Raw genomic sequence first — 16,063 nt, forward strand, 5'->3', positions numbered from 1 at the left:
GTCGTCAGACCCCGGAGGCGTTCGGAATTAATCGATTAATTAACATAAGAGTGGCGCAGATAGCGATCTTGTAGTCCTCGAACAAGAGGATATCGCGATCTCGGCTTGCCAAATGTCGCCGCTTTACTGTACCGTCTGGACGGTATTGTCAACCTGCAGGATGTCAGGAATGGTAAAATCGACCTCCGGCGCTCGTGAGAAAATTCTCACGGCGGCGGCTGAAATCGTGCGTGAGGCCGGAGCCGGAAGCATGTCGCTCGACGCGGTCGCCGCGCGCGCGGGCGTGTCCAAGGGCGGCCTGCTTTATCATTTTGCCAGCAAGTCCAAACTCTTCGAAGCGCTTGTCGAAGACTTCATTCGCGAGGAATACGACAAGTTTCAGGAGCGCCGGCGGGTGCACGAGGACAGCACCAACGGCGTGGTGCAGGCTTATATCGATCTGTTTGTCGAAGAGCGGAAGGAACGTCAGCCGCCCCCTTCCGGCCTGTTGGCGGCGTTGGCGGAAAATCCCGACTTCCTGGCGCCGGTGCAGGATTATGAGCGTGTGGTGCTCGACCAGATGAAGGCCAGCGCGAGCGATCCGTCCCTTGCGGTGATCGCCCTTTTGGTGGTGCACGGCGTGCGGGCGATGGAGCTGCTTTCCATCAACGTGGTAAACAATCAGGAAGTTTCCGACATGGTTTCCGCCTTGCGCGGGCTTTTGGAGGACGGCGCGTCAGAGCAGGTCTAGCTCGGCCTCATGCGGTTTGCCTCGTCCCGATAGCGGTACGGGTGCCCCGGTTGAGATCGGCGAAGCGTGGAACCGGTTCCTGCAGATGTTGCAATGTACACGGCTTTTCCCCGGCGATCCTGCGGATCAGGAGCCGTCCGAGCATTTCGCCGGCCTCGGCGATGTCTTCGTAGACCGCGTCTATGCGCGGCCTCACCTCGTCGTAGAGCAGAGACGTTTGTTTGACGACGAGATCGAGATCCTTGCCCACCGTAAGGCCCTGATCGCTCAGCGCCGCCATGATGGAAAGGGCCGAAACCTCACCCGCGCACACCACGCCGTCCGGCGGTTCCGGCTGGCTCAATCGCCGAGTCAGCCACGTGTAGAGATCGGCCGAATTGCTGTCGAGATTGATGTCGCTTGGCAATTCCCACGCGACACCGTTTTCGGTCACCGCCTCGAGGAAACCCGCACGCAGGTGCCAATGGAACATGAAGCGTTGGGGCGGCAGGATGAGCGCCAGCCGCCGTCGGCCTTTCGAGATGAGACGTTGGACGGCGATCCGGGCGAAGGCGGCATTGTCGTAATCGACAAAGGCATGATCGAGGCCCAGATCGGTTCGCCCGTGCGACACGAACGGAAAATCGTTCTCCATCAGAAGTTTGACGCGCGGATCCTTCGGCTCGGTGCGTGAAAAGACGACGCCGTCGGCCATGCGGTTGCGAAGAATGTACTCGATGGGATCGATCGCCGGCGCTTCTGCGAAATGAGGCGTGATTACGAGATGATACTGTGTGTCACGCAGGGCACGCGCGAGGCCGCTGATCATCGAGGTGCTGAAGCCGAGCAATTCGTCGTGCGGATCGAGCACGAAGCTGATCACATTGGTGCGACCGGTGCGCAGGTGTCGCGCGGCACGATCGGGCTGATAGCCGATCTCCCGCGCCACACGCTGCACGCGCTGTCGCGTTTCCAATGCGATCTGCGGGGCATCGAGCAGCGCGCGCGAGACGGTGGTGACGGCGAGGCCGGTCATCTCCGCAATGGTTCGCAAGGTGGGGCGGTCGGATCGGCGCGCCATTCATCTTCTCCCGGGAGCTGTCGAACCGCCCTTGATGGCGCCGGATTCGCCGATTTTTCGCATTTCAATCGATATAAATTTATGTTTCCGCTCATGGCGGGACGATGCGTGACGTAAATTCATTTTGTTTTTCAAAGTTTTGTCTCCTCCCTTCAATCGGACAAGAATCTGATTGACCTCCATGGGATTTATAACGTTATAAATAGATAGATCGCAAAGGAGCAAGCGATCCCATTGGGAGGAGTATCATGATCATTCGCAAATTCGCCGCGCTCGCGGCTGGCGCAGCCGTCCTGTCTCTCACCGCCGGCAGTGCGATGGCCGAAGACAGTGTGGAGGTGCTGCACTGGTGGACGTCTGGTGGTGAAGCAGCCGCCTTGAACGTGCTGAAGGAAGACCTCGAATCCAAGGGCGTCACGTGGCAGGACATGCCGGTGGCCGGTGGCGGCGGTGAAGCTGCCATGACCGCGCTGCGCGCCCGCGTCACCGCCGGCAATGCGCCGACGGCTGTTCAGATGCTCGGTTTCGACATTCTCGATTGGGCCGAGCAAGACGTGGTCGGCAATCTCAACGATGTCGCCGAGGAAGAGGGTTGGGCCGATGTGGTGCCCTCCGCGTTGCAGAATTTCTCCAAATATGACGGCAACTGGATCGCCTCGCCGGTCAACGTCCACTCCACCAACTGGGTGTGGATCAACAAGGCCGCGCTCGATGCCGCCGGCGGCAAGGCGCCCGAGACATGGGAAGAGCTCGTCGCCGTGCTCGACAAGATGAAGGAGAACGGCATCACCCCGCTCGCCCATGGCGGACAGCCCTGGCAGGATGCCACGGTGTTCGAGGCTGTCGTGCTTTCGTTGGGCAACGATTTCTACAAGGCCGCCCTCAACGATCTCGACCCCGAAGCGCTCGGCTCCGACAAGATGAAGGAAGCTTTCGACCGCATGGCGAAGCTGCGTACCTATGTCGACGACAACTTCTCCGGCCGCGACTGGAACCTGGCCTCCGCCATGGTTATCGAAGGCACGGGCGGCATGCAGATGATGGGCGACTGGGCCAAGGGCGAGTTCCTCAAGGCCGACAAGACACCGGGCGAGGACTTCGTCTGCATTCGCTTCCCCGGCACGCAGGGTTCGGTAACGTTCAATTCCGACCAGTTCGTCATGTTCCAGGTCGGCGAGGACAAGCAGAAGGCCCAGAAGATGATGGCGTCTTCGGTCATGGACCCCGAGTTCCAGTCCGCCTTCAACGTGGTGAAGGGCTCGGTGCCGGCGCGTACCGATGTGCCCAACGACGCTTTCGACGATTGCGGCAAGAAGGGCATGGCGGATCTCGCGGAAGCCAATTCGAGCGGTTCGCTGTTCGGTTCCATGGCGCACGGCCACGGCGCGCCGGCGGCGGTGAAGAATGCAGTGAACGACGTCGTCACGCAGCACTTCAACGGCGAACTGACGTCCGAAGAGGCGGTCGAAGAGCTTCAGAACGCCGTCGCCGCGGCACAGTAAGGTGCAAGGCTTTGGATTGTCAGGCGGAGCGTGTCGCGTTCCGCCTGAGCGTCCTGAATGCCGAACCAGGGCAGCGTTCACGCTCATCCGCACTCCCTCTCCGTGCTGTCGGCCAGCGAGGGGTAGCGCCGCGCCACATCGTTCGACCGGAAACCCCGCATGAACCGCAATCGCTTGCAGGAGATCATTCCGCGCCTGGTGCTCAGCCCCAGCATGGCGCTGATCCTGATCTTCGTTTACGCCTTCATTCTCTACACGTTCTTCCTGTCGATGACCGACTCGCGCATGCTGCCGTCCTACGGTTTCGTCGGGTTCGAGAATTACGAGAAATTATGGAATTTGCGCCACTGGTGGCGGGCGCTTACCAATCTGGCGATCTTCGGCACGCTTTACATCGTTATCTGCTCCGTGCTCGGTCTCTTCCTGGCGATCCTGCTCGACCAGAAAATTCGCGGCGAAGGGTTCCTGCGACCGATCTACCTCTATCCGATGGCGCTCTCCTTCATCGTCACCGGCACGGCCTGGAAATGGTTTCTCGATCCCGGCATCGGGCTTGAAAACACCATGCATCAGTGGGGCTGGGCGGGTTTCGAGTTCGCCTGGATCAAGGACCGCACACTGGCGATCTACACGGTGGTGATCGCCGCCGTCTGGCAATCGTCGGGTTTCGTCATGGCCATGTTCCTGGCAGGTCTGCGCGGCGTCGACAGCGAGATCATCAAGGCCGCGCAGATGGATGGCGCCTCCAATGTCACCATCTATCGCCGTATCATCATTCCCATGATGCGCCCCGTTTTCCTGTCCGCCTTCGTGGTGCTCGCACATCTGGCGATCAAGTCCTACGACCTGGTCATCGCGCTGACCGGCGGCGGGCCCGGACAGGCGACCGAACTGCCGGCGACCTTCATGTATTCCTACACTTTCACCCGCAACCAGATGGGCATCGGCGCGTCGTCGGCCATCATCATGCTGGTGATGATCTTCTCGATCATCATACCCTATCTCTATTCCGAGCTTAAGCCGGGGAGGCAGAGATGAGCGCCGAGAAAACCGCTGGCGCGAGCGGCAACAGGCTTGCCCGCGCCCTGCTCTACACCGTGCTGATCGTGTTCGCGGTCTATTATCTCCTGCCGCTCTACGTGATGCTGGTCAATTCGGTGAAACCGCTCGACGAGATCCGTCAGGGCAACATGCTCTCGCTGCCCGGTGTCTTCACGCTGGAGCCCTGGGCCAAGGCCTGGTCGAGCGCGCAGGTTGGCGTGCAGCCGACGGGTCTCAAACCCTATTTCTTCAACTCCATCCTGATGGTGGTTCCGGCGGTGGCCATTTCCACCATTCTCGGCGCGCTCAACGGTTATGTGCTCACCAAATGGCGCTTCAGGGGCGACGATATCGTCTTCGGCCTCATCCTTCTGTCCTGCTTCATCCCGTTCCAGATCGCGCTCATTCCCGCGGCGCGCATACTGGGCATGCTTGGCATCGCCGGCACGACGCAGGGGCTGGTGCTCATCCATGTGGTCTATGGGCTCGGCTTCACGACGCTCTTTTTCCGGAACTACTATGCCGCCTTCCCCACGGAACTGGTGCGCGCGGCGCAGATCGACGGTGCGGGATTCTTCCAGATCTTCCGGCGCATTCTCCTGCCCTCCTCCGCGCCCATCATTGTGGTCACGGTCATCTGGCAGTTTACCAATATCTGGAACGACTTCCTGTTCGGCGTCTCCTTCGGCGATTTCGACTCGCAGCCGATGACCGTTGCGCTCAACAATCTCGTCTCCTCGTCGGGCGGCGTGAAGGAATACAATGTCCATTTCGCCGGTGCGATCCTCGCCGCGCTCCCGACCCTGATCGTCTACATCGTCTCCGGACGCTACTTCGTGCGCGGCCTGATGGCCGGCGCCGTCAAAGGATAAGCCATGGCCTTTCTCAAGATCGACAATCTCAGGAAATCTTTCGGCAAGGTCGATGTGCTCAAGGGCATCGATCTGGAGATCGAGGAAGGCGGGTTTCTGGTGCTCGTCGGCCCATCGGGCTGCGGCAAGTCCACGCTGCTCAATACAATCGCCGGGCTGGAGTCCATCACCGACGGCTCGATCAGCATCAACGGCAAGGTGGTGAACGACCTGCATCCCTCGCAGCGCGACATCGCCATGGTGTTCCAGTCCTACGCGCTCTACCCCAACATGACGGTGGCCGAGAACATCGGTTTCGGTATGGAAATCCGTGGCATTGCGAAGGCGGAGCGCGACGCGGCCATTGCCAAAGTGGCCGAGACGCTGCAGATCGGGGCGCTGCTCGACCGCAAACCGAGCCAGCTTTCCGGCGGCCAGCGCCAGCGCGTCGCCATGGGCCGGGCGCTGGTGCGCGATCCGATGGTGTTCCTGTTCGACGAGCCGCTTTCAAATCTCGATGCCAAGCTGCGCGTCGATATGCGCACTGAAATCAAGCGTCTGCACCAGCGCATGGGCACGACCATCGTCTATGTGACGCACGACCAGATCGAGGCGATGACGCTTGCGAGCAAGATCGCAGTCCTGAAGGACGGCGTTCTTCAGCAGTTCGGCACGCCGGCGGAGATCTACAACACGCCCAACAATCTGTTCGTGGCCGATTTCATGGGCTCGCCCTCCATGAACCTCATCCCGGCAAAGGTGAAGGCGAGCGATGGAAACGTCGCCATCATGATGGAACGTGAGGGCGGCGAACCGTTAACCCTGCCGATGGCCGGTGCAAATGGCGCGCTCGCCGGCCGCGACGGCAAGGACGTGGTGTTCGGAATCCGGCCTGAAGCGTTGACCGACCCCGACAGCGCCGACCGCAATGCGCGGCATGTAAGCGAACTCGATTGCGACATCGAGGTTATCGAGCCTGCCGGCTCCGACACGTTCGCGGTCACGCGGCTTGGCGGCCGCGAGATCATTGCTCGCCTGCGCGCCGATGCGCCGATTTCAGCCGGACAATCGGCCCGCCTCGCCTTCAATCTCGACAAGGCGGTGCTGTTCGATCCGGAGACGGAAGCGCGGATCGTGTGAAATTTACGCGCCCCTGTCGGAGCGCGAACATTTCAATCGTCTTGCAGTTACAATGCGCAATCCAGCCTGCAGGAGAAATCGACCGTGTCGGAAGAACCCAAAGTGAAAGGCCCTGCTTCCTACTTCCCCTCAATCGAAAAGACCTACGGCCAGCCGATCGATCATTGGCTGCGGATCATAGGCGGGATGGCGGGCAAGAAGCATATGGAGATGGTGGCGGAACTCAAATCCGCACATGGCCTCGGACACGGTCATGCCAATGCGCTCGTCGCTTATTATCGGGCAAAGAACGGCGGCTGATTTATCCCTTCACCGCGCCGGCCATCATCGTGCCGCTGATCTTGCGGTACATGAAGAGGCCGAGAAGCATGGGCGGCAGCGCGCCCACCATCATTACCGCTGCCGCCACGCCCCATTGCACGCCGCCGCCGGACGCGGCGAAGAAGAACGATGCCCCGACTGTCACGGGAACGGCCTTCGAGGTGGTCAGCATCAGGCCGAACAGGAATTCGTTCCAGGCGGTGATGAAACCGAAGATCATGCTGGTGACGATGGCCGGCCGGCAGACGGGCCCGACGATTTTGAACAGAATGCCTGTGCGGCTTACGCCGTCGATCATCGCCGCTTCGTCAATCTCGAAAGGCACATCGGATATCGCGTTGACGAGGATGATCAGCACCAGCGGAATGTTGACGATGGTCATCACCAGACCGAGGCCGAAACGCGTGTCGAGCAGGCCGAGAAACTGGAACATCATGTAGATGGGGATGGCGAAGATGACGAGCGGCACTGCCCTCAAATTCACGATCAGCGGCAGAAGCGTTTTTTCGCCGAACCGTCCGCGCACGATGGCATAGGCCGCCGGCAGCGCCAGCGCCACGGCCAGAAGCGTGCCCATCGCCGCCACGGCAAAGCTGTTGGCAAGATACAGGAAAATGTTCAGCCGGTCTGAGACCGTCAGCACGGTTGCATAGTTTTCCAGCGTCGGCGCGTTGATCCACAGGCCCGGATTGGTGGAGATTTCGCGCGCGCTCTTGAACGACGTCACCAGCGTGACGATAAGCGGAAAATTCATCGCCAAGGCGGCAAGGGCGAACACCGCCCAGCGGATCGCGTTGAGCATCATCGTCTCCTGCGCCGGGCGAGGCGGTTCAGGCCGTAAAGCACGGCAAAGGATGCGGCAAAGAGGATCACCGATGCCGCCACCGCCTTGCCGATGGCCGCCTGTTTGAAGAAGGCTTCATAAATGTAGATCGACAGCGACGTGGTGGAGCCTCCTGCTCCGCTGCCGGTCAGCACGTAGACATTGTCGAACACGCGGAATCCGTCGATGAAGCGGATCAGAAGGGCCGCCGCCAGCGTCGGCAGCATCAAGGGCAGTTCGATGCGCCAGAAGCGGGCAAAGCCCGTCGCGCCGTCGATGGAAGCCGCCTCGCGCAACTCTTCGGGAATGGCCTGATAGGCCATGTGAAAAAGCAGGAAGGCAAACGGCGTCCATTGCAGCGTCTCCACCACAATCAGCGTCCAGAAGGCCGAGTTCGGTCCGAGAAAGGCCGGGCTGTTGCCGAACCACGCCCACAGATAATGCGGCACGGGCCCGGCGAACTCGTGCAGCACGAGGCGATACATCAGTCCCATCAGAGCGGGCGCGACCATCAGCGGCAGCATGAGAATGGCGATCGGCCAGCTACGCTCCTTGAAAAGAGGCGCGAGGAAGACGGCGAGCCCCAGCCCGATCAGGCATTCGAGAATGGCCGTCAGAAGGCCGAAACGCAGCGAAAACCAGTTGGCAAGCCAGAAGCCGCTGTCGGTCAGCACGGCTGCGAAATTGCCAAACCCCGATAGTTCCGGGCTGCGCAGTGTCTCGAAGCTGATGTCGGAGACCGAATAGATCAGATTCACGATGGCCGGAAAACCGAGACAGACCAGCAGAAACGCCATCAGCGGCGTCGCAAGCAGCGTCCATTCGAGGCGATGGGTCGTTTGCATTGTGCTTCTTGGTCTGGTTTCCGGGTCGGTTCGGCAGTCGGCGCTTGCCCTCATCCGCCTGCCGGCACCTTCTCCCCGGACAAGGGGAGAAGGTGAGGAAAAGGGCCGACGCCGGCGCTATTTCAGAAGGTCAGCCATGCCCTTCTCGACATTGGCAAGCGCGGTATCGAGATCCTGCTGGCCCGACCAGTAGCCGGTGAACTCCTTCGCCTGCAATTCGTAGATCGCAAGCGCGTTGGCCGAAGCGCCGCCATTCATGACATAGCCATAGGCGCCGGCATACTCGCCGAGCTGCACCAGATCGGGCCGCTCTTCCGCGACTTCCGAAACCGCCTCAGCCGAAAGGGCCGGCGCACCGCCCGCACGGGCATAGATGAGGGCTGCCTCCTCGGTCGAAAGCCATTTCAGAAAGGCCTTCGCGCCCTCCTTGTTTTCCGCACTTTTGTTGAGGCCAAGCCCCAGCCCGTGAATGTGCGTTGCACGGGCTTCCGGTCCGGTCGGCGGGGCGATGGTCGCTGTCACCTCGCCCACGGCTGGCGATTTTTCCGCATCGGTCAGGTCGGCCGCCGCCGCGTTCCACTGCACCATGGCCGCCACCTGGCCAGCCGCATAGGCGGCATTGGCCTCGGCGAATTCGTAGGAAAGAGAATCGCGCGGCGTCGCACCGGCATCGTAGAGAGTCTTGTAAAGCTCAAGCCCCTTGCGGAAAGCTTCCGAGTCCACCGTGATTTTGCCATCGGCATCCATCCAGTCGCCGCCATAAGAGCGCGCGGTGGACTGCCACACCATGATGTTGAAGAGCAGGTTCTTCATCTGGAGAACCGTGCCATAGCGCGTCGGGCTGTCGGGGTTCACCGCCTTGGTGAAATAGAGCGCGGTCGCCGCATAGTCGTCCCAGGTCCAGTCGTCCGGGTTCTTCGGCTCCAGTGCCGTTCCCAGATGCTCCTTGCTGATCTCTGCATAGCGCGCCTTTGCGTCGTCATCGCTCATCAGCGCGTCGATCAGGTCCTTGCGGTAATACATGAAGTGCAGCGAAAGGTCGGTCGGCACGCCATACTGTTTGCCGTCGAACTGCATGGTGGAAAGAACCGCATCGCCATAGAGCGCCTGTGCTCCATCGGAAAGCTCCACCGGCTCCATGAACGGCGCGTAGCGGCCGATCGAATAGGTGGCGAGCAGGTTCAGGTCGAACGCGTCGGAACCGGCGGCAAGGTCCGCCTGCAGCTTGTCCCAGAAGCCGTCGCGGTTGAAGAACAGGAGCTCGACCTTGTTTTCCTCACTCACGTCGTCCTTTGCATTATAGGCATCGGCGGCGGCGCGCAGTGCCGTTTCCTCCGGTCCGCCCGGCCAGCCGAGCACGGTGACTTCGGCATTGGCCGCGCCGGCCCATAGTCCGGCCGCGAAAACGCTTCCGGCCAGAGCGGCTGTAAATCGTGTGGCAGGTTTCATGATCGTTCTCCCATTCATTGTTTCGTTTGGTTTTGTGTCGTGTTGCGAAGTGCGAGGTCGGCGATCCCCACCACCCCGGCCTTGTCCCCGAGCCTTGCCGGCACAAGCCGCGGCCTCAGCCTTTCGGGCATCTCGTCAAGATGCGCCTCGATGCGCGCCCGGTAGCCCGGCGCCAGCCCGATGCCTCCGCCGATCACGATGCGCTCCGGGTCGAAGGTGAGTTGAATGTTGCAGCAGAGGATGGCCGCGCGCCGCGCCGAAAGGTCGACGATCGCCTCGGCCCAGCTTTCGGTTTTTGCCGCTGCCTCGAACACCTCGCGCGCGGTCGCCCCCGGTTCATGGGCATCGGCCGACGCGGCGATGAAATTGCCCGAGACATGATCTTCAAGCGCGCCGTCGAAATCCTGCCCCTGCATGAGGCCGAAATGGCCAGCGAGACCCGTCCTCAACTTGCCATCCAGAACGACACCGCCGCCAATGCCGGTGGAGATCGTCAGAAAAACGAGATCGCCCGCCTCATCGCAAATGCGGTATTCGCCCCATGCAGCGGCCTGCGCATCATTGGCGGCGATGGCCGGTTTTCCCGAAAGTCCGACCACCGTCTGCAACAACGGAAAGCGGTCGGGAATGTCGAGCGTTCTGCGGTTGAGCGGCGACCAGAGTCCGTCGTCAACGATCCCCGTCACCGCCACGCCAACACTCTCGTAAGTCCCTTGCCAGTGCGCGATCCGGGAGAACAGCGCTTCCAGCCATTCGGCAGGGCCGCCCTGCCCTTTCGGTGTCGGCAGGGTCAGGCTGTCGCCAACGGTTTCGCCGCGAACGAGGGCGGCGAGCATTTTCGTTCCACCGATATCCAGCGCCAGAACCGCTCCCGCCTCGTTCATGGGCGCACTCCCACGGCACCGTCCATATCGGCCCGGAACCAGGAGGTGACATGCTCCGGCCTGGTGATGGCCGAGCCCACAACCACCAGCCGTGCACCGGCATTCAACGCTTCGCCGGCGTGGCGCGGCAGGCGGATGCAGCCCTCCGCCACAACGTAGGGCGTGAGCGCACGCATGGCGCCGATCAGCTCAAGATCGGGCTCCGTGGGCTCTGGTCCATCGGTGTAGCCCGAAAGCGTCGAACCCACCATGTCGGCCCCTTCATCCAGCGCCTGCCGGGCATCGGCGACGATCGAGCAATCGGCCATGGCGAGCTTGCCCGTTGCGCGGATGCGCTCAATCAGTGCGGCGGTCGGCACAGGACGCTCGCGCTGGGTCGCATCGTAGGCGATCACATCGGCCCCCGCCGCGGCCAGAGCATCCACATCCTCGATCCAGGGCGTGATGCGCACGGGCGAATTGTCCAGATCGCGTTTCACCAGCCCGATGATCGGCGCGTCGGTGGCGGCGCGCACGGCGCGCACATAGGCGGCCGACTCGATGCGCAGGCCCTGCGCCCCGCCGGCTAGAGCGGCGAGCGCAAAGGCCACAACGATGGGCGCCGAATCCATCGGCCCGCCGGTGACCGGCTGGCAAGAAACGATCAATCCGTTTTCGAGCGTTTGAATGCGGTTTGGCACGCTTTTTCCCCCGTTTGATGAGGGTATCATAGGCAAATTAAATACCAGATAACAACCAGTTTTGAACTGGTATTATCTGTGCAGCTCGATGACGAAGTCATAGACATCGCCGCGATATCTCGTTTCCGTGAACTCGACGATCTGCCCGTCTTCCAGGAAACAGCGGCGTTCCATCACCAGCAGACTGGTCTGCGGCGGCGCTTCGAGAAGGCGCGATTCCTCCGGAGTTATCGGGGTCGATTGCATGCGCTGCACCGCGCGCACGGGCATGGCGCCCCGCGCTTCCAGAACCCGATAGAGCGACTCCCCCACGTCTCCCGGTTTCGGCAGAAAACGCAGCGGCAGCGCCGCCGTCTCGATGGCGATGGGGGTGTTGTCTGCAGTGCGGATGCGCTTCAGCCGCGCGACCTGATCGGCGACCGAAATTCCGAGCGCCATCATTTCCGTCGGCGAAGGCCGCCCGATCTCCTTGGAAATCCAGATACAGCCGGGTTCCAGGCCGCGCGAACGCATGTCTTCGGAAAAGCTCGTCATGGTGGACAACGACTTTTCCAGGCGTGACGATACCACCGTCTTCGCGCCGTGCCGCCGGTGCAGGAGACCGTCGGACTCCAGATCTTCGATGGCGCGCCGCACGGTGACACGCGACATGGAAAGCGCCGCGCAAAGGGTGCGCTCGCTGGGGATGACGGCGCCGCGCTTCAGCCGTGACGAATGAATGGCCTCGGCCAGCGCCATCTCGACCCGGCGGTAAAGCGGTTCGGCGTTATTGCCCTTGGCGATATGGTTGCGCATGAAGTCGAGAAGTGCCGCCTCGTCCATTCCGTTCTCCTCAGTCGTTCCGCCCGGCGCGTATGATGGCAAATTTTTCACAGGTTTTGAACTGGTATTATTTTCCTTCGAGCGTTCATCGTTCCACAGGGCGTTCGGAACCCGCGGCTTGCAGCCCTTCCATCCTTCCTGATGTCCAATATTGCCAATTGGCATCAAATAGACTATTTAATGCCAAAAGGAGACATGCCGTGGCGCAATTGCAGCCGGTCGATACACGATTGCAGGATTTCCGCCCCGCCCCGATCACGGATGACGAGGCGGCGGCGATGTTTCGTGCCACGGTCAATCTCTTCCGCCTGTGGGACGTCACCGACGAACAGGCGGCGATCTTGCTGGATCTGCCGCTGCGCACATACCGTCGCTGGAAAGCGGGCGAGCTTGGCCGCATCGATCGCGACGGCAAGGCACGCCTTTCAAACCTGATGGGCATTCACAAGGCGCTGCGGCTCGTCTTTCGTGAGCCGCAGCGCGCTTACCGGTGGATCGAAAAGCCCAATGAGGCTTTCGCCGGCCGTTCGGCGCTCGACATCATGCTGGGTGGCGAACTCACCGACCTGATGCGTGTGCGCCGCTATCTCGATGCCGAGCGGGGCGGTTGGTGAACGACGTTCGGACCCCTCCCCTCACCCGAATCGAATGGCACGGTGCCGTGCGGATCATCCGCAGCATTTTCCCGCCGATCGATCTTTTCGAGGACATCGCCGATCCTGCCGATTGGCCCCTTCTCATCTCTGCCGAACAGAAATCCAATCCGCGCATCATGGAGACCATCGGCAATCTGGATCTTGTGCCGGAGGATCGACGTGTCGCCGGGCCGGGCTCAACCTTTCTGATGGCGCCCTTTACCCATGTCAGTCCTGACCGGCCGACCCGTTTCAGCGATGGCCGCTTCGGGGTTCTCTATGTGGCGGCATCCTTCGAGACCGCGCTTTTCGAGACGATTCACCACCACGCCCGTTTCATGGCGGCGACCGGAGAGCCGGCCGGCTGGACCTCCCAGTTTCGCGAGATTCTGCTCGACGTGGAGGCCGAGCTTCACGACCTGCGCGGCGGCTGGGAAAAAGCGCTCGCACCGGACGATTATGGCGAGGCTCAGGCGCTTTCCATCCGGCTGCGCGCAGCCGGCTCACAGGGGCTCGTCTATCCGAGCGTACGCCACGAGGGCGGCGAATGCGCCGGACTTTTCTATCCCGACAGCGGGGCCAATCCCCTACAGGGACGGCACATCGACTATCATTGGAACGGCGAGCGTGTCGATTTCTATCGCGATGCCGGCAGCGGCACGGTGTTCAGGATCGTTTGAGGAGCGCTATCCGTTGCGGAAAGCGTAGCTGTAGCCGTTGATCGCCGGCACGCCGCCCAGGTGCGCGTAAAGCACATTCGAACCCTCGGGGAAATAACCCGTCTTCACAAGGTCGATCATGCCCTGCATGGACTTCCCCTCATAAACCGGGTCGGTCATCATGCCTTCGAGCCTTGCGCAAAGGCGGATCGCATCCTTCGTCTCTTCCGAGGGCACGCCATAGGCCGGATAGGCGTAATCCTCGATCAGCACCAGATCGTCATCGTCGATATCGCGGCGAAGTTCCACCAGCTTTGCCGTGTTGCGGGCGATCTCCAATACCTGCGCGCGGGTCTGGCCCGGCGTGCCGGACGCGTCGATGCCGATGACATTGCGCGCACGCCCGTCGGCGGCAAATCCCACCAGCATGCCGGCATGGGTCGAGCCGGTCACGGTGCAGACGACAATATAATCGAATGAGAAACCGAGTTCTTTCTCCTGCGCACGCACCTCTTCGGCGAAGCCGACATATCCCAGTCCGCCATATTTGTGCACCGATGCGCCGGCGGGGATCGGATAGGGTTTGCCGCCTTGCGCTTCCACATCCCTAAGCGCATCTTCCCAGCTCTGCCGGATGCCGATGTCGAAGCCTTCGTCCACCATCACGACATCCGCGCCCATGACGCGGCTTAAGAGAATGTTGCCGACCCGGTCATAGACTGCGTCCTCGTGCGGTACCCAGCTTTCCTGGACCAGCCGGCATTTGAAACCGATCTTCGCTGCCGTGGCCGCAACCATGCGGGTGTGGTTGGATTGAACGCCACCGATGGAAACCAGCGTGTCCGCCCCGGACGCGATGGCGTCGGGCACGATGTATTCCAGCTTGCGCAGCTTGTTGCCGCCGAAGGCGAGGCCGGAGTTGCAGTCTTCCCGTTTGGCATAAAGCGAAACCCCGCCGCCCAGATGCCCGGAAAGGCGTTCCAGTTTCTCGATTGGGGTTGGGCCGAAGGTGAGCGGGTAGCGTTCGAATTTCTCCAGCATGGCAAGCCTTTCCATAATGGCTGATTTGCTTGCAACGCTAGTCGAGAATGCTCGAAAGGTGCTTTCAAAGTTTTCGGTGATTTTTCTCTCCGGGAACATATATTGCCTGGTTGATATCGGAATTCCTATAAAATGAGCTTCAAAATGGAAGAATCTTCCGCAGAAGGTGGGCTCGATCGCACGGATATGCGGATTCTCCGCCATCTGCAGCGTGACGGCCGTTTGAGCAATGCCGATCTGGCAAAGCTTGTCGGTGTCAGCGCCGCCACTTGCCACCGACGCACCGAGCGGTTGTTCAGGGAAGGCTATGCGTGCGGCGTCCATGCGGCGGTCGCTCCGCAGCATGTTGGGCGGGGCGCGCTGGTCATGGTCGGCGTGGTCCTAGACCGGTCCACGCCGGAGAGCTTCTCGGCTTTCGAAGCGGCCGTCCGCAAATTGCCGTTCATTCTCGACTGCCATCTTGTTGCCGGCGACTTCGATTATTTTCTGAAGATCCGGGTGCGGGATATGGCCGATTTCAACCGGCTGCACGGCAGCCGGTTGATCGCCCTGCCCGGCGTGCGCCAGACCCGCACCTTCTTCGTGATGAAGGAAGTGGTGGACGGAGCGCCGCTCGATTTCTGAGCGTCGCCCTTCGGCATTTGTCGCTATCGGCTTTCAAGCACACCCGCGACCGCCGCACCGATATCCTTCAGCGCGGCATTGCGGGTTTCGAAATCCACATCCGCATCGGAAATGAAGATCGATACGAGCCAGGGTGCACGGCTGGGCGGTGTCACCATGGCGACGATGTTGCGCGTGTGACTCCCCGCGCCGGACTTGTCGGACACCGCCCAGCCTTGCGGCAGCGATGAGCGTAACAATGCGCCGGTGACGCCGCCATGGCTCATCCACGCGGCAAGTTTCGCGCGGGAGGCGGAGGTAAGCGCATCGCCCAGAAGCAAGGTCTCCCAGGTCTCGACCATGGCTTCCGGCGTTGTCGTGTCGCGCGGGTCGCCGGGTTCGAAGGTGTTCAGTTTCGGCTCCAACCGGTCGAGGCGGCTGATCGGGTCGCCGATGCGGCGCAGGAAAGCTGTGACCGCCTCCGGCCCGCCCTGACGCCCGATCAACAGATTCGCTGCCGCGTTGTCGCTTATGTCCAGCGTCGCGAGGCAAAGGTCCCCGATCGACATGGTCTTTCCCACATGCTTTTGCGTGACGGGCGAATAGGAAACGATGTCGAACTGGCGGATGGGCAAGGCTTCATCGAGCGTGAGCGCGCCCTCATCCACCTTTGCGAGGATGCCGCCGCAGATCACGGTCTTAACCGTGCTGTTCATCAGGAAGCGTTCCCCGGCGCGGTGGCTCCAGGTCCAATCCGAGCCGGTATCGCGGATCACGATGCCGACCCGCGCGCCGAGAGTGTTTTCGACACGGCTGATCGTTTCGGAAAGCTGTGCCTCGCCGTTCTGAGCGCCGGCGGAACCAAGCAATGACAGACCAAGAGTGAGCCCTGCCGCCAGTCGCGACAGAACGGATGTGAAAATTCTCATGTTTCATTCCTTGTGTATGCTGGCGTGCCGTGATGCATCGCCCAGCGC

General features: G+C 61.4%; 18 protein-coding genes. 9 read left to right on the top strand and 9 right to left on the bottom strand.

What is annotated here, in order from left to right; all coding sequences use genetic code 11:
• The first annotated feature begins 169 nt into the window (after positions 1-169).
• Positions 170-730 (top strand): TetR/AcrR family transcriptional regulator, encoded by a 561-nt coding sequence (locus QZ638_RS04495; RefSeq protein ID WP_295807417.1) that lies wholly within the window; start codon positions 170-172, stop codon positions 728-730.
• Positions 731-737: 7 nt separating this feature from the next.
• Here the strand turns inward: QZ638_RS04495 and QZ638_RS04500 are convergent, their stop codons facing one another.
• Positions 738-1,790 (bottom strand): LacI family transcriptional regulator, encoded by a 1,053-nt coding sequence (locus QZ638_RS04500; RefSeq protein WP_295807419.1) that lies wholly within the window; start codon positions 1,788-1,790, stop codon positions 738-740.
• A 248-nt stretch (positions 1,791-2,038) separates the two neighbouring features.
• Here QZ638_RS04500 and QZ638_RS04505 point away from each other — a divergent pair, with 248 nt between their 5' ends.
• The 5 genes from QZ638_RS04505 to QZ638_RS04525 all read left to right on the top strand — a co-directional run bounded on the left by QZ638_RS04505 (position 2,039) and on the right by QZ638_RS04525 (position 6,624).
• Positions 2,039-3,292, top strand: coding sequence for an ABC transporter substrate-binding protein (locus QZ638_RS04505; RefSeq protein ID WP_295807422.1), 1,254 nt, complete (start codon positions 2,039-2,041; stop codon positions 3,290-3,292).
• Positions 3,293-3,451: 159 nt separating this feature from the next.
• Positions 3,452-4,330 (top strand): carbohydrate ABC transporter permease, encoded by an 879-nt coding sequence (locus QZ638_RS04510; protein WP_295807424.1) that lies wholly within the window; start codon positions 3,452-3,454, stop codon positions 4,328-4,330.
• On the top strand, positions 4,327-5,205 hold the full coding sequence (locus QZ638_RS04515) for a carbohydrate ABC transporter permease (protein WP_295807426.1): 879 nt from the start codon (positions 4,327-4,329) through the stop codon (positions 5,203-5,205). Before QZ638_RS04510 ends, QZ638_RS04515 begins: the two co-directional genes overlap by 4 nt.
• 3 nt (positions 5,206-5,208) lie before the next feature.
• A complete protein-coding gene (ugpC, locus tag QZ638_RS04520; protein ID WP_295807428.1) occupies positions 5,209-6,324 on the top strand; it encodes a sn-glycerol-3-phosphate ABC transporter ATP-binding protein UgpC in 1,116 nt (371 codons plus the stop codon).
• Positions 6,325-6,408: 84 nt separating this feature from the next.
• Positions 6,409-6,624: a DUF4287 domain-containing protein gene (locus QZ638_RS04525; RefSeq protein ID WP_295807432.1), complete on the top strand. Its 216-nt coding sequence runs from the start codon at positions 6,409-6,411 to the stop codon at positions 6,622-6,624.
• A 1-nt stretch (position 6,625) separates the two neighbouring features.
• Here QZ638_RS04525 and QZ638_RS04530 read toward each other — a convergent pair whose 3' ends face one another.
• The 6 genes from QZ638_RS04530 to QZ638_RS04555 form a co-directional block, all read right to left on the bottom strand.
• Entirely contained in the window at positions 6,626-7,447 is an 822-nt protein-coding gene (locus QZ638_RS04530; RefSeq protein WP_295807435.1) for a carbohydrate ABC transporter permease, read from the bottom strand.
• Complete coding sequence (locus QZ638_RS04535) at positions 7,447-8,313, bottom strand: carbohydrate ABC transporter permease (protein WP_295807437.1); 867 nt, start codon at positions 8,311-8,313, stop codon at positions 7,447-7,449. The genes QZ638_RS04530 and QZ638_RS04535 overlap by 1 nt, the downstream gene beginning before the upstream one ends.
• Before the next feature lie 117 nt (positions 8,314-8,430).
• Entirely contained in the window at positions 8,431-9,762 is a 1,332-nt protein-coding gene (locus QZ638_RS04540) for an extracellular solute-binding protein (RefSeq protein WP_295807439.1), read from the bottom strand.
• 14 nt (positions 9,763-9,776) lie between these two features.
• Positions 9,777-10,646, bottom strand: coding sequence for an ROK family protein (locus tag QZ638_RS04545; protein WP_295807441.1), 870 nt, complete (start codon positions 10,644-10,646; stop codon positions 9,777-9,779).
• Positions 10,643-11,326: a putative N-acetylmannosamine-6-phosphate 2-epimerase gene (locus QZ638_RS04550; RefSeq protein WP_295807444.1), complete on the bottom strand. Its 684-nt coding sequence runs from the start codon at positions 11,324-11,326 to the stop codon at positions 10,643-10,645. The genes QZ638_RS04545 and QZ638_RS04550 overlap by 4 nt, the downstream gene beginning before the upstream one ends.
• Before the next feature lie 72 nt (positions 11,327-11,398).
• Positions 11,399-12,148: a GntR family transcriptional regulator gene (locus QZ638_RS04555; RefSeq protein WP_295807446.1), complete on the bottom strand. Its 750-nt coding sequence runs from the start codon at positions 12,146-12,148 to the stop codon at positions 11,399-11,401.
• Positions 12,149-12,348: 200 nt separating this feature from the next.
• Between QZ638_RS04555 and QZ638_RS04560 the strand changes: the two genes are divergently transcribed.
• Both QZ638_RS04560 and QZ638_RS04565 read left to right on the top strand, forming a co-directional pair.
• A complete protein-coding gene (locus QZ638_RS04560) occupies positions 12,349-12,762 on the top strand; it encodes an MbcA/ParS/Xre antitoxin family protein (RefSeq protein WP_295807448.1) in 414 nt (137 codons plus the stop codon).
• Complete coding sequence (locus tag QZ638_RS04565) at positions 12,756-13,463, top strand: RES family NAD+ phosphorylase (RefSeq protein ID WP_295807451.1); 708 nt, start codon at positions 12,756-12,758, stop codon at positions 13,461-13,463. The genes QZ638_RS04560 and QZ638_RS04565 overlap by 7 nt, the downstream gene beginning before the upstream one ends.
• Before the next feature lie 6 nt (positions 13,464-13,469).
• Here the strand turns inward: QZ638_RS04565 and QZ638_RS04570 are convergent, their stop codons facing one another.
• Complete coding sequence (locus QZ638_RS04570) at positions 13,470-14,483, bottom strand: 1-aminocyclopropane-1-carboxylate deaminase (RefSeq protein WP_295807453.1); 1,014 nt, start codon at positions 14,481-14,483, stop codon at positions 13,470-13,472.
• A gap of 144 nt (positions 14,484-14,627) precedes the next feature.
• On the opposite strand from QZ638_RS04570, the gene QZ638_RS04575 reads away from it, so the two are divergent.
• Positions 14,628-15,107 (top strand): Lrp/AsnC ligand binding domain-containing protein, encoded by a 480-nt coding sequence (locus QZ638_RS04575; RefSeq protein WP_295807479.1) that lies wholly within the window; start codon positions 14,628-14,630, stop codon positions 15,105-15,107.
• Positions 15,108-15,130: 23 nt separating this feature from the next.
• On the opposite strand, the gene bla is transcribed toward QZ638_RS04575, so the two are convergent.
• A complete protein-coding gene (bla, locus tag QZ638_RS04580; RefSeq protein WP_295807455.1) occupies positions 15,131-16,015 on the bottom strand; it encodes a class A beta-lactamase in 885 nt (294 codons plus the stop codon).
• Positions 16,016-16,063 lie beyond the last annotated feature (48 nt).

This window comes from uncultured Nitratireductor sp. (assembly GCF_913053745.1).
In the GTDB taxonomy this organism is placed as follows: Bacteria; Pseudomonadota; Alphaproteobacteria; order Rhizobiales; family Rhizobiaceae; genus Nitratireductor.

Bases quoted from the DNA above. Each gene is read 5' to 3' on its own strand.
- ugpC (WP_295807428.1), top strand. From the start codon at position 5,209: ATGGCCTTTCTCAAGATCGACAATCTCAGGAAATCTTTCGGCAAGGTC.
- QZ638_RS04535 (WP_295807437.1), bottom strand. From the start codon at position 8,313: ATGCAAACGACCCATCGCCTCGAATGGACGCTGCTTGCGACGCCGCTG.
- QZ638_RS04505 (WP_295807422.1), top strand. From the start codon at position 2,039: ATGATCATTCGCAAATTCGCCGCGCTCGCGGCTGGCGCAGCCGTCCTG.
- QZ638_RS04545 (WP_295807441.1), bottom strand. From the start codon at position 10,646: ATGAACGAGGCGGGAGCGGTTCTGGCGCTGGATATCGGTGGAACGAAA.
- QZ638_RS04495 (WP_295807417.1), top strand. From the start codon at position 170: ATGGTAAAATCGACCTCCGGCGCTCGTGAGAAAATTCTCACGGCGGCG.
- QZ638_RS04540 (WP_295807439.1), bottom strand. From the start codon at position 9,762: ATGAAACCTGCCACACGATTTACAGCCGCTCTGGCCGGAAGCGTTTTC.
- QZ638_RS04530 (WP_295807435.1), bottom strand. From the start codon at position 7,447: ATGCTCAACGCGATCCGCTGGGCGGTGTTCGCCCTTGCCGCCTTGGCG.
- QZ638_RS04555 (WP_295807446.1), bottom strand. From the start codon at position 12,148: ATGGACGAGGCGGCACTTCTCGACTTCATGCGCAACCATATCGCCAAG.
- QZ638_RS04570 (WP_295807453.1), bottom strand. From the start codon at position 14,483: ATGCTGGAGAAATTCGAACGCTACCCGCTCACCTTCGGCCCAACCCCA.
- QZ638_RS04515 (WP_295807426.1), top strand. From the start codon at position 4,327: ATGAGCGCCGAGAAAACCGCTGGCGCGAGCGGCAACAGGCTTGCCCGC.
- QZ638_RS04500 (WP_295807419.1), bottom strand. From the start codon at position 1,790: ATGGCGCGCCGATCCGACCGCCCCACCTTGCGAACCATTGCGGAGATG.
- QZ638_RS04575 (WP_295807479.1), top strand. From the start codon at position 14,628: ATGGAAGAATCTTCCGCAGAAGGTGGGCTCGATCGCACGGATATGCGG.
- bla (WP_295807455.1), bottom strand. From the start codon at position 16,015: ATGAGAATTTTCACATCCGTTCTGTCGCGACTGGCGGCAGGGCTCACT.
- QZ638_RS04510 (WP_295807424.1), top strand. From the start codon at position 3,452: ATGAACCGCAATCGCTTGCAGGAGATCATTCCGCGCCTGGTGCTCAGC.